At 43.1% G+C, this 13,211-nt stretch carries 6 protein-coding genes; 2 read left to right on the top strand and 4 right to left on the bottom strand.

The window, feature by feature from the left end:
• Nucleotides 1-11: 11 nt before the first annotated feature.
• From AACW45_RS24470 to AACW45_RS24460, 3 genes are all read right to left on the bottom strand, one after another.
• Entirely contained in the window at nt 12-3,998 is a 3,987-nt protein-coding gene (locus AACW45_RS24470) for a magnesium chelatase subunit H (RefSeq protein WP_190629214.1), read from the bottom strand.
• Nucleotides 3,999-4,850: 852 nt separating this feature from the next.
• Complete coding sequence (locus AACW45_RS24465) at nt 4,851-5,453, bottom strand: hypothetical protein (RefSeq protein ID WP_190548131.1); 603 nt, start codon at nt 5,451-5,453, stop codon at nt 4,851-4,853.
• Nucleotides 5,454-5,465: 12 nt separating this feature from the next.
• Nucleotides 5,466-6,248, bottom strand: a complete 783-nt coding sequence (locus AACW45_RS24460; RefSeq protein ID WP_190629213.1) for an Rpn family recombination-promoting nuclease/putative transposase — start codon at nt 6,246-6,248, stop codon at nt 5,466-5,468.
• 239 nt (nt 6,249-6,487) lie between these two features.
• Here AACW45_RS24460 and AACW45_RS24455 point away from each other — a divergent pair, with 239 nt between their 5' ends.
• Both AACW45_RS24455 and AACW45_RS24450 read left to right on the top strand, forming a co-directional pair.
• Nucleotides 6,488-7,744: a lipid-A-disaccharide synthase gene (locus tag AACW45_RS24455; RefSeq protein ID WP_190629211.1), complete on the top strand. Its 1,257-nt coding sequence runs from the start codon at nt 6,488-6,490 to the stop codon at nt 7,742-7,744.
• Nucleotides 7,745-8,979: 1,235 nt separating this feature from the next.
• Nucleotides 8,980-12,201 (top strand): CHAT domain-containing tetratricopeptide repeat protein, encoded by a 3,222-nt coding sequence (locus AACW45_RS24450; RefSeq protein WP_190629209.1) that lies wholly within the window; start codon nt 8,980-8,982, stop codon nt 12,199-12,201.
• 808 nt (nt 12,202-13,009) lie between these two features.
• Here AACW45_RS24450 and AACW45_RS24445 read toward each other — a convergent pair.
• On the bottom strand, nt 13,010-13,165 hold the full coding sequence (locus AACW45_RS24445) for a hypothetical protein (protein ID WP_190629207.1): 156 nt from the start codon (nt 13,163-13,165) through the stop codon (nt 13,010-13,012).
• Nucleotides 13,166-13,211: the final 46 nt, after the last annotated feature.

Raw genomic sequence — 13,211 nt, 5'->3', positions numbered from 1 at the left:
CCCATGTAATCCTATTCTATGCCTTCAATCCGGTCTTCAACTTCTTGGTACAACTCGCGCAGGCGATTTAAATTTTCCTCGCTAGTCTCCCAATAACCGCGTCCATTCACTTCCAATAAAGTTGATACAACTTTGCGGAAAGAATGAGGATTAAGATTCATCAACCGTTTTTGCATTTCTTCATCTTTGATGAAGGTTTCATTGGTATCTTCGTAAATCCAGTTATCCACAGCGCCGGCTGTCGCACTCCAACCCATTGTATTTACCAAACGCTTGGAGAGTTCGCGCACACCTTCGTAACCGTGAGATAGCATTCCCTCGTACCATTTGGGATTTAATAATTTAGTACGAGCGTCTAAGCGCACGGTTTCTGATAATGTCCGTACTTGGGCGTTAGCTGTAGTGGTATCTGCAATGTAAGATGCTGGTGTTTTACCATCACCCCGCAGACTAGCTACCAGCTTGGTAGGATCTGAGTCGAAGTAGTGGGAAACGTCCGTCAAGCTAATCTCGGAAGAATCGAGATTTTGGAATGTCGCATCAGCAGTTTTCAAAGTGCTTTCAAAAATCTTGCGAGATTCGTCCATCATTCCGGGGTTATCGGAGTTGAAGGCGAAGGATTTCCGGTTGAGGTACATTTCCTGTAATTCGGCTTCGCTATCCCAAGTGCTGTTTTCAACCGCCAAGTTAATATTTGACGAGTAGGAACCGGAAGCATTGGAGAAGACGCGGGTAGCTGCTTGACGCAGATTAATCCCCATTTCCTCAGCTTGTTGCAAGGCGTGTTTGCGGACAAAGTTCATTTCTAAGGGTTCGTCAACCTCAGCAGCCATCTTCACTGCTTGATCTAGCAGGTTCATTTGGTTGATGAACAAGTCGCGGAATACGCCAGAACAGTTGATGACAACGTCAATTCTCGGTCTGCCCAACTCTTCTAGAGGTATTAATTCTAACTTGTTGACTCTTCCCAAAGCATCGGGAACGGGTCTGACACCAACCATCCACATGATTTGGGCTAGTGATTCCCCGTAGGTCTTGATGTTATCGGTTCCCCAAAGCACACAAGCAATGGTTTCCGGCCATTTACCGTCATTTTCGGCTTTGTTTCTTGCCAATAGCCGATCCACAACGATTTTGGCTGATTGTACCGCCGCAGTTGTGGGGATGGATTGGGGGTCGAGGGCGTGAATGTTCTTACCTGTGGGTAATACATCGGGGTTGCGGATAGGATCGCCACCGGGGCCGGGTAGGATGTATTCGCCTTCTAAGCCTTTGAGTAGTCCACCGAGTTCGTTATCTGCACAAACTTGTTGTAAGCAGAATTCCAAATACTCAAATAGTGGCTTTAAGGCGGCGTTATCAACTTTGGTATAGCCTGCTTGATGTAATGATTCTACCCAAGGTTCTTTTTTACCCATGTTGAAGAAATTCAACCGGGAAACGAGGGAAACTCGCCCTTCTGCGTCAGTTTGCTCTTTTACTAGGGCGCTAACTGCGGCGCGGGTAGCTAAGGTGATGTCTTGCAATAGCTGGACATCTTCTAAAATACCTCGGTCATTATTTTGGTAAATATCGTCAATGTTACGCCCAATGCTGTTGGCGATAATTCCCGGTAAGCCTTGAAGTCCTTCTTCTTGACGATCTAGGCTAGCAATATTGACCAAAGTTGCGATCGCTTCTTCGGCTGTGGGTGGTTTACCAATAATATGTAATCCACAAGGCAACAACCGCGATTCGATTTCCATCAGCTTGCGGTAAACGCTGCCAACAATATTATCCCGTTCATCTTCGGTCATATCCTTGGCATCGGTTTCGGGCAAGTCGATATCCTTATCCAGGTTCACCATCCGGCATTTATCCATGATGGAGTTAACAATGGGGATACCGCGTCCTGTGTCTTTCAGGGTTTGGTAAGAAGCAATCAATTCGCTGAGTTCTTTTAAACCCTTGTATAAACCAGCATTCTCAGCCGGAGGTGTCAGGTAGGAAATTGTCTCGGCATAGCTGCGGCGCTTGGCAATTGTCGCTTCGCTGGGGTTATTGGCTGCGTAGTAATACAGATTAGGAATTGTGCCAATTAGTTGGTCTGGGTAACAATCACCAGACATCCCCATCTGCTTACCTGGCATAAATTCCAAGGAACCGTGAGTACCGAAGTGTAACACGGCATCAGCTTGCCAAACTTGCTCTAGGTAGGTGTAGTAAGCAGCAAAACCGTGGTGCGGGCTAGCAGAACGGGAGAATAACAACCGCATCGGGTCGCCTTCATAACCAAAGGTAGGCTGAACGCCGATGAAGACGTTACCGAAATGCTTACCGTAAATCAGCAGATTTTGCCCATCGCTGTTGAGATGTCCGGGAGGTGGGCCCCAGTTTTCTTCTAGGCGTTGAGAGTAAGGTGTCAATGCTTCATATTCGGGCACTGACATTTTATAGGCGATGTTAAGCTCTGGGCTAGCGTACTGTGCTTGAGCATCGTGGATGACTTCTTGCATTAGCGCCTCGGCTGATTCCGGTAATTCCGGTAAATCGTAGCCGTTATTCTTCAGCGCTTTCATCACCTCATAAATGGAACCGAACACATCTAAATATGCTGCAGTACCCACATTCCCTTTATCAGGGGGGAAACTGAAAACGGTAATGGCAACTTTTTTATCTAGTTTGGGTTTGCGGCGGAGATTTGCCCATTTTAAGGCACGTTTGGCGACTACTTCCACACGGTCTTGGAGTGCGATCGCTTTGCCGGTAGCACCATCTCTACCTGATAAAATGATCGGCTCAATTGCTCCATCCAATTCCGGTATGGCAATTTGCAAGGCTACTTGAATTGGATGTAACCCTAAATCGCTATCCATCCACTCTTCGGTGGTTTGGAAAACTAGGGGTAAAGCTACCATGTAGGGACGATTTAACCGCTTGAGTGCGTCAATAGCTTTGGGATGATCTTGTCTAGCCGGGCCGCCTACCAAAGCAAACCCAGTCAAAGAAATTACCGCATCTACTAAAGGTGTATTGGTAGTTGGCTCATAAAAGTAAGCATCCACAGGCTTGGAGAAATCCAAACCACCCGCAAATACTGGTAGTACTTTGGCTCCCAGGGATTCTATCTCCTGGACTATGGCTACATAGTGAGCATCATCGCCTGTAACTAGGTGGGTGCGTTGTAATACCAAACCCACACAGGGAGCTAAAGGATCTTTGAGATTCTTGGAGATATCCTTACGGGCTGTGTACCAATTGAGGTATTCTCTTACATCCTCAAACATACTCGGAGCCAGGGGATGCCAAATTCCCAGATCGGGGTAAACCACTGGCGCTTCATATTTTGTTGAGGGCAGATTGGCTTTATCTACACCTTTTAATACATATTTATCAGTCAGCATCAGCAAGAAGTTTTCCAGGTTTTCTGGTGAACCTCCTAGCCAATACTGAAAACTCAGCATGAAATTGCGAGCATCTTGTGCTTTGTCCATTGGCAGAAACTTTAGCACCTGTGGCAAAGTCCGCAACAGTTTCAGCATCCCATCTTGGAAGCCTGCACCGGATTTTTCCTTGCGCTTCCGCATGAATTGGGCGATCGCACTTTTGGATTGTCCCAATTGTGCCAGAGAAAAGCTGCCCATTTTGTTCAGGCGCATCACTTCCGGCATTGAGGGGAATACAACAGCTACGTCTAAGCGATCGCGGTATGGTTCTACGGCGGCTACTACTTTCTGTGCTAAGTCTTCAATGAAAATCAGTGAGGCAATAAATATATTGGCACTCTCGATATCCCGCTTGAACTCCTCGTAGTTCTCTGAATCTCGGAGTTCCTCAATTAAGTACCCACTAATTTCAATCGCAAGGTTGGGATGGTTAGCGTTAATGGTGCGGACAGCTTGCGACAATGCACTCTGGTACTGGGACTCAAGCACGACATAGACCACCTTGATTAAATTACGTCCGCGTAAATTATCAGGCGCAATATGTCTGATGGTGGACTTGACGTGGGTGAACATGCTTCCTCGGCTCCTTTGATGCGCGTTCTCTACTAGAAGTTCATCACGGCTGATTTTGCCGTTCGTAACTTCGATTTATTTTTAGGAATATGAATTTTTTTTATCAGAAAACGTCTACCAAATGCTAATTTTGTCGTCTAACTGACACAAATCGATAAACATAATGAAATATTTCTTTGTAGATATTGCGTTTACCCATGAGTATTTGCTACACTGATTGTTAAAATATGTAAACAAATAGCTGGCAGCATTTATGTTTTGAGGTTTTAAATGCTTGCTAGTTAACCATAGAGCAATATTATTACTATCATTTTATATCGCTATTCTTCAGATAAAATTCTCTTTTTTCGGAAATAGGACTTACGCACAAACTACGGAAGAATCGAACCGCGAAGACACGAAGGACAGGAAGAAATAGGAGTTTCAAAGGTATTTTGCGTAAGTCCTGAGAAATATCAGCTTGCAGAGAAGAAATATTGTATTCTCCGGTACCATATTAAGTTTTTATTGCTAAAAATTATCAAAAATCAAGTCATATTTAATGAGTATTGAGGATAAATAATCAAGCTTTTAGCCATAGAACGTACAAGCGGAGCGGCATAAATTTACTGGCAATTAATTTATCTGGATGCTGGAGTTTAAGAAATAATGAGATCGCTTTAAAATTTATACAGCGAATTGCAATTTGGTGAGCTACAGATAATCATTGATTGTAGTGGCATTGGCGCTGCCATGCCCAGAAGCGCGTGCCTCATTTACCTGAGATGTGCTGTATATAATTATTCATGTTCGATGCTGTGTAAGCCGTAATTTTGGCAACTGTATGTCAAAACTAGTAGAACAGCAAAATATTTAACCTTCCTGTATCATCCAAACCAACATTCCCAATAATTTCTCTACTGGGGGAACTGTGTAATCATTCAAGTCAATACTCAGTGTTTGTCCTGCTAATTTAAGAAAACGCCAAGCTGTACCACTGCTGACGCTGCCATAAATTGTTTTAATTGGTATATTATTAGCTTCATTGAATTTTTGTGCAGCAATCATTTCGGCTGCGCATTGTCCTAAACCAGGTTTTAAATCGCCTTTTTTCGCCTCAATAATCACGATTACCGGAGCTTCAATAAAAATTTGTTCTGGCGAACGGCTAATTAAAAAATCACAGACTCCACTTAAGCCTAAATCGGCTGCAACGGTGAAATCTTCACCGGAAAAAAAGCTGACTTTGCGTTCAAGTATTTTCCGAACTTCTACAAGAATAGGACTAATAATCAATTCTGAACGAGCTTTTTCGGAACCAGTAGCGGTTGCTAATGGTAGTCCTTCGCTTAAGGCTTCTTGCAAGTAAAGACTAGGTGCTATAGACTCTGTTTCCGGTAAAAAGCGTCCGTTTTCAACAATAGTTAAGTTAAATTCGCGTTTGACTTTTGACAGTGAGAAGTCACTATAAGACATGAGTAATAAAGCTTACTGAGCTTGATTATTGCCTGTTTGTCTCTGTAAATGTTCAACTTGCTCGACAGTTAAACCAGTAACGCGGACAATTAATGCGATCGCAATTCCTTCATTAAGCATATTTATGGCAATTTCTTGAGCTTTTTGTTCAAATCCTTCTTTAAGTCCTTCTTGCAAAATATCTTGATAAATCACAGATTCGCGCATAATATCACTCCGCAAAATTCTTTTAATCTCATCTTTCTTTAATACTAACCCAGCTAAAACTGCTGTTGACGCAGCAACATTACTGCGGATGCGGGTATCATTGATGGCTTCGATAACTTCCGCAACTTGTTCTAAGGTTTGGCGTTGATTTTCGGTTTGGCTTAAAGTTGCAAAAGGTAACAAACCGGGAGAGTTGAAAAATAGTTCTGTTGGTTGTTCCCAAAGGCGGATGACTTCAAATCTATGTCGGGTATTCTCTAAGACAAATTCCGTTTGGTAAACTAGCTCAGAATCGCTTGGTTGCAAATAAATTACAACTTGACGCATTCGCTTTTGGGGAAATCTTCGATACACACGCAAGCGATAATCACACATTCTAAAGGGAATATCCGCGTCTGGTCGAGTTTGAAATTCTAAATGCAGAACTATTTCATCCGACTGCAACAAAATTAAAGCATCGGCGCGGATGGGTTCGAGAGATAATTCCGATGGACTGAGTTGTGTAAGTGTAATTGGTTCGTTGAGTAACCAAGTTGCAAAGTCCTGGGAAAATGATTCAGCAAGAAATTTACAGACATTATCAAACATAGTCTATAATTTTAAGCTTTTACGCATTTAAATTGTATATTTTGCGATAAAGTTGTCAAAAGTCCATAGTCCATAGTCAAAGGCTAACTGGGACTTTTAACTAAACTCGAAAGCCTTAACATAAAGATATTCAATCTAGGCGCGTAAAAACCGATCAGTTTTGTCTTAGCTAATATGCGGAACGAATGAGGTAACATTGCCCTCTTGACTAATGTCCCCTAACTATTCACGATTAACTCATGACTCCAGTAGATATTTTGATTCTCTCCAATGGCCCTGGAGAAGTGACAACTTGGGTACGTCCAGTAGTTAAGGCATTACGTCAACAATTGGGTGACGATCGCACAAGCGTGAGAATTTCTGTAGTTTTATCACCTTGTCCTAATGCTAGCGGTAAAGAAGCCGCGATCGCACTTTCTTATCCAGAGGTAGATAGAGTTCAAAAAGCTGAACATTTTTGGCAGTTTTTACTCTGGGGCAAAACCGTTGATAATTGGGATTGGAGAAGTCACGGTGTAGTTGTATTTCTGGGTGGAGATCAGTTTTTTCCGGTAGTTATTGGGAAAAAACTCGGCTACAGTACAGTGATTTACGCTGAATGGGATGCGCGGTGGTACAGCATCATTGATAGATTTGGCGTGATGACAGCGAAAGTTGCTGAACGCATTCCCACCAAATATGCGCACAAGTTTACTGTGGTTGGCGATTTGATGTTAGAAGCTAATAGTTATGCGTCTTTGGTACAGGATAAAGAACAAACCGCAGAAATCATTGGTTTGTTACCTGGTTCTAAAGCCGCTAAGTTAGCTCAAGGTGTACCATTAACAATAGCGATCGCAGAATATATTCATGCACAAAAACCGAATACTAAGTTTGTGATTCCCGTAGCGCCAACATTAGATTTACAAACCTTAGCTAGTTTCGCAGATTCTCAAAAAAATTCTTTTGTGGAAACCTTTGGTTTTAGCGGTGCTTCCTTAATTTTTCCCGGAGATAATCAACAAAAACCAATATTAAAAACCGCCAAAGGTTTAACTATAGAACTTTGGCAAGAATCGCCAGCTTATCAATTATTATCTCAATGTAGTATCTGTTTAACTACAGTTGGAGCTAACACCGCCGAACTTGGTGCTTTAGCTGTACCCATGATTGTCTTAATACCAACCCAACAACTTGATGCGATGCGTTCTTGGGATGGTTTACCGGGATTATTAGCTAATTTACCAGGTGTAGGTACAACATTTGCTAAGGTAATTAACTGGATATTTCTCAGACGCAAAGGTTTATTAGCTTGGCCGAATATTTGGGCACAAGCAGAGATTGTACCAGAATTAGTAGGTAAACTCCAGGCAAAAGATATTGGCGAAATGGTATTAAATTTACTGGCTCATCCTGAAAAGTTAGAGCAAATGCAAATTAAATTACGCAATGTTAGGGGTGAAGCTGGTGCGGCGCAGAAGTTAGCAGCTTTGGTGAAGGAAGAAATAGAAAATTAGAGGTGTTTTTAAGCTGTTGCGTATTTAATTTGTATATTGTAGTGCGAGCAGCGTTCGACTGAGCGCTCACGCCGAAGTCTTGCTCGCTGATGTTCCAAAGCGAGCGAGACGTTTGTCCTTCGGACACGCTACGCGAACGCACTACAAATTTATTGGGTATTTAAAAAATTGGATGTCCCTTGAGGTTAAGTTTGTTTGCTGAAAAAGCGCCAGCTTTATCATTTACACATATTTAGGACTGATTTTTATATTTTTCGTAAACAAAAAAGCTTTTTGCTTTCTCATTTATTGAAATTAAGTACTCATTTTTTTGTTTTGAGTAAGCAAAAAGCCATTTCACCTTCTCGTTAAGCCTTAACGAGTTCTTATTATTGTGTTTTCCGCAGGTAAAATACCATTTCACCTACTCATTAAGCTATATCGCTTACTCATTTCGGTAAATCGCGCACTCGTTTTGGTGTTTTCCGCAAGTGAAAAGGTATATTGCTTACTCATTTAGGTATATCGCGTACTCATTTTGTTGTTTTCCGTAGGTAAAAGGGTAGATTGCTGGGGCAAAAATGGCGATGTATGACAAGAAGCGGTTGTGTAACTAGGCTTTGTTGTTTTTAGCGATTGTCTTAGCTTTGTCAACCGCCTTGGAATGAATTCCAAGGCTAATAGCCCAAGTCTACTGAAGTAGACTCAAGATTTTGAGGGTATTTAGTCATCTTGAGATGACTTTGACTATGAGCAAGGAACTTCAGTTCCTTGCGGTAAGCAAGTTTCGCGTTAAGTTGACACCAATGGGCAATACCATACCCGAAGCGCATACATAATTGACGCGAAATACCCTGTATCTGACATCAAAACGCAAAAACTGCATAAGTCCTCGCCCCTCATAGATAAAGAGAACAAAAGCGAGGAAAAACACCCATGAACAGACAACTTACCTTAAATTTGTTGCCAAAACTGAAACCAGCCTCAGCCAATATTCATCCAAGCTTTAAACTAAATCCCATCTAGCTCAGTATATATTCTGAAAATAACTTAAGAATCCCAATTATCCCCAATCCAGCGACAGATTGACACCCAAACGCCTGAATACCTTCTCATACCTTTTAATTACAAATTACGGTAGGGGCGGGTTTACAGATATCCTTGCTGATTAACGATGATCCAAATAAACCCGCCCCTACAAATTACAAATTACGAACTTGTACTGAGCGAAGTCGAAGTATTACGAATTACGAATTATGCTTAAGCTTTACACTTTAACCTGCTTGCTGAGTGTAGTTTTATTATCCGAGTCAGTGGGGGCAAAAGCCACATTTAAACAAACGCAAATTGCCCAACAGCCAACCACAACACAAGATGCAACCCGCGCCGCAGCACAAAAAGCTTTTGAAGAAGGGATGGCACTTTACAAACAAGGTACAGCAGAATCACTGCGACAGGCGAGAGAAAAATGGCAAGAAGCGCTGATATTGTGGCGTAAAGCAGGGGATAAAGAATGGCAAGCTATTACTCTTCTTAGTATTGGTAGAGTTTACTCCGATTTAGGGGAAAAACAAAAGGCTTTGGAATATTACAACAATGCACTCTCACTATGGCGGGCGGTGGGCGATCGCTCTGGGGAAGCTACTACCCTCAATAATATCGGCTTAGTTTATGACGATTTAGGGGAAAAGCCGAAGGCTTTGGAATATTACAACAAAGCACTCCCCCTCAGGCGGGCGGTGGGCGATCGCTTTGGGGAAGCTACTACCCTCAATAATATCGGCGCAGTTTACAACGATTTAGGAGAAAAACAGAAGGCATTGGAATATTACAACAATGCACTCCCCCTCAGGCGGGCGGTGGGCGATCGCTCTGGGGAAGCTACTACCCTCAATAATATCGGCTTAGTTTATGACGATTTAGGGGAAAAGCCGAAGGCATTAGAATATTACAACAAAGCACTCCCCCTCAGGCGGGCGGTGGGCGATCGCTCTGGGGAAGCTACTACCCTGGTTAGTTTCGGCAACGTTTACTCCGATTTAGGGGAAAAACAAAAGGCTTTGGAATATTTCAACAAAGCACTCCCACTGTGGCGGGCGGTAGGCGATCGCTCTGGGGAAGCGATTACCCTGGTTAGTTTCGGCAACGTTTACTCCGATTTAGGGGAAAAACAAAAGGCTTTGGAATATTACAACAATGCACTCTCACTGTATCAGGCGGTGGGCGATCGCTCTGGGGAAGCTACTACCTTGAATAATATCGGCAAAGTTTACTCCGATTTAGGGGAAAAACAAAAGGCTTTGGAATATTACAACAATGCACTCTCACTGTATCAGGCGGTGGGCGATCGCTCTGGGGAAGCTACTACCCTCAATAATATCGGCTTAGTTTATGACGATTTAGGGGAAAAGCAGAAGGCATTGGAATATTACAACAATGCACTCCCCCGCAGGCGGGCGGTGGGCGATCGCTCTGGGGAGGCTTACACCTTGGTTAATATCGGTTATATTTACTTCGCATTAGGAGAAAAGCAGAAGGCATTGGAATATTTCAACAATGCACTCCCAATATTGCGAGCAGTGGGCGATCGCTCTGGGGAAGCTACTACCCTTGGTAATATCGCCAGCCTAGAACGCGATCGCGGAAATCTCCAAGCGGCACGCACCAATGTAGAAGCAGCGATCGCAATTATCGAACAATTACGCACCAAAATTGACAACAAAGACCTTCGCAGTTCTTACTTCGCCACTCAGCAAGGTGTTTACAAATTCTACATCGACTTGCTGATGGAACTGCACAAAAAAGAACCATCCCAAGGATACGCTGCATTAGCCCTACACTACAGCGAACGCTCCCGCGCCCGCAGCCTCATCGAATTATTAAACGAAGCCAACGCCAAAATTCTGAAAGGCGCAAACCCGCAACTCATCGCCCAAGAACGGAATTTACGACAGCAAATAGACGCTAAAACTACACTACGGCGCAATTTAGAAAATTCAACCAATAAAAACGACTTAGTTACCAAAGCCGCTATTCAACGACTGAGCCAAGAAATCGCCAATCTCAGCAATCAATACGAACAACTACAAGCCACAATTCGGGCTTCTAACCCAGAATATGCAAAATTAACCAACCCAGATCCAGACAAAGACATTCTCAAATTACCGCAAATTCAACAACAACTAGATCAAGACACCCTGCTGTTGCAATATTCATTAGGCGAAGAACGCAGCTTTTTATGGGCTGTGACTTCTACATCAATGCAAGTTTACACCCTTCCCCCACGCCAAGAAATCGAAAAAGTTGCCACAAGATTTCATTCCAGTTTGCAGCAAGAAACAGCAGGTGAATTTGCGATTGAAGAAGCCCAAAACCTGAGTAAACTTATCCTCGCACCTGTCGCCAATCAATTACCAGGAAAGCGGTTAGTCATTGTCGCTGATGGTGGTTTACAAACTATTCCCTTTGCGGCGTTGGCTGATGTGAATGAAAGGGGGACAGGGGGGACAAGGGGGACAGGGGAGAAATCATTGTTGAAAGCTAGCCATTCGGCACAACAAAGCATGAAAATCTGTCTTTCCCATGCCCTATGCCCTATGCCCTATGCCCATGTTCAAGCTGGTTCCGAATACCAACCACTGATGGTAAATCATGAAATCGTCAATTTACCCTCAGCCTCAACCATTGCATTTCAACGCCAACAACTCGCCAAGCGTCAACCCGCACCCAAAGCTTTAGCTATCTTAGCCGATCCGGTATTTAATACTACCGATTGCCGATTTAAAGATGAAAATTGCCAAGAAGCGGATCAACCTCAATCTAGGAACAAAAATCTTGATGTTTCGGCGGAATTACAACAATCTCAGCTAAATCGTTCCGCCAAAAACCTCAAGCGCAATGGTTGGAACCGGCTACCATTCACCGCCGAGGAAGCCAAAGCGATTTTAAAACTTATACCAGCAGCCAACAGTCTCAAGGCTTTGAGTTTTGATGCTAATTACAATTGGGCGACTAGCGGCGCTTTAAATCAATATCGCATTCTCCATTTTGCCACTCACGGTATAGTCGATCCCAAAGAACCACATTTATCAGGAATTCTACTGTCTAGCTATGATAAACAAGGTAAATATTTAACCGAAAATAAATTAAGTTTAGGCGATTTGTTTAACCAAGATTACCCCGCAGAGTTAATTGTCTTAAGTGCTTGCGACACTGGACTTGGTAAAGATGTCAACGGTGAGGGTTTGGTAGGCTTGACAAGAGGATTAATGTATGCTGGTGCGGCGCGGGTGGCGGTGTCGCTGTGGCAAGTTAACGATGAAGGCACATCTATATTAATGCAGGAATTTTATCAGCAGATGTTGCAGCAAAATAAAAAGCCGGCTGAGGCGTTGCGTGCGGCGCAGATGAAGTTATGGCAAGATGGGCGCAGTTTGAATGAATGGGCGGCGTTTACGGTGCAGGGGGAGTGGAGGTAGAAGAGGCAGGGGGCAAAGAGTTGGGGACTTACAAAAAATAAATTACCCATATTTCGTAGTGCGAGCAGCGTTCGACTGAGCGCTCACGCCGAAGTCTTGCTCGCTGATGTTCCAAAGCGAGCGAGACGCTCGCACTACAAATTTATTGGAAGTCGGCGGGAAACTCCATCCCCTTGTGGGTGGAGAGGGATAGCTGCCCGCCGACTTGGGGCATTGCGCATTGGGCATTGGGAACTCTTACCCATGCCCCATGCCCCATTCCCCATGCCCTAAAACTCCATCCCCTTGTGGGTGGAGTTTTTCATTGGGTATTTAAAAAATTGGATGTCCCTTGAGGTTAAGTTTGTTTGCTGAAAATGTGCCTGCTTTATCGTTTATACATATTTAGGACTGATTTTTATATTTTTCGTAAACGAAAAAGCATTTCGCTTTCTTGTTTATCGAAATCATGTACTCATTTTTTTGTTTTAAGTAAGCGAAAAGCCATTTCACCTTCTCGTTAAGGCTTAACGAGTTCTCATTACTGTGTTTTCCGCAGGTAAAATACTATTTCACCTACTCATTAAGCCTTTTCGCTTTCTCATTTAGGTAAATCACGCACTCATTTTGGTGTTTTCCGCAGGTGAAAAGGTATATTACTTACTCATTTAGGTATATCGCGTACTCCTAAAGGTGTTTTCCGCAGGTAAAAGGGTAGATTGCTGGGGCAAAAATGGCGATGTATGACAATAAGCGGTTGTGTAACTAGGCTTTGTTGTTTTTGGCGATTGTCTTAGCTTTGTCATCCGCCTGAGAATGAATTCTCAGGCTAATAGCCAAAGTCTACTAAAGTAGACTCAAGATTTTGAGGGTATTTAGTCATCTTGAGATGACTTTGACTATTAGCAAGGAACTTCAGTTCCTTGCGGTAAGCGAGTTTCACGTTAAGTTGACACCAATGGCATCTACCATGTGTCGTATTCATTTTTTAAATTGTTCTGAAAAAATTGTGTAAATAAAAACACTAATAC

This window comes from Calothrix sp. FACHB-168 (genome assembly GCF_963889195.1).
Lineage (GTDB): Bacteria > Cyanobacteriota > Cyanobacteriia > Cyanobacteriales > Nostocaceae > Aulosira > Aulosira anomala_A.
The sequence above is the reverse complement of the archived record's forward strand: the minus strand, read 5'-3'. Positions and strand labels throughout refer to the sequence as shown.

Excerpts from the sequence above, each read along its gene's own strand:
- AACW45_RS24470 (WP_190629214.1), bottom strand. The coding sequence starts at position 3,998 with ATGTTCACCCACGTCAAGTCCACCATCAGACATATTGCGCCTGATAAT.
- AACW45_RS24465 (WP_190548131.1), bottom strand. The coding sequence starts at position 5,453 with ATGTCTTATAGTGACTTCTCACTGTCAAAAGTCAAACGCGAATTTAAC.
- AACW45_RS24460 (WP_190629213.1), bottom strand. The coding sequence starts at position 6,248 with ATGTTTGATAATGTCTGTAAATTTCTTGCTGAATCATTTTCCCAGGAC.
- AACW45_RS24455 (WP_190629211.1), top strand. The coding sequence starts at position 6,488 with ATGACTCCAGTAGATATTTTGATTCTCTCCAATGGCCCTGGAGAAGTG.
- AACW45_RS24450 (WP_190629209.1), top strand. The coding sequence starts at position 8,980 with ATGCTTAAGCTTTACACTTTAACCTGCTTGCTGAGTGTAGTTTTATTA.
- AACW45_RS24445 (WP_190629207.1), bottom strand. The coding sequence starts at position 13,165 with ATGAATACGACACATGGTAGATGCCATTGGTGTCAACTTAACGTGAAA.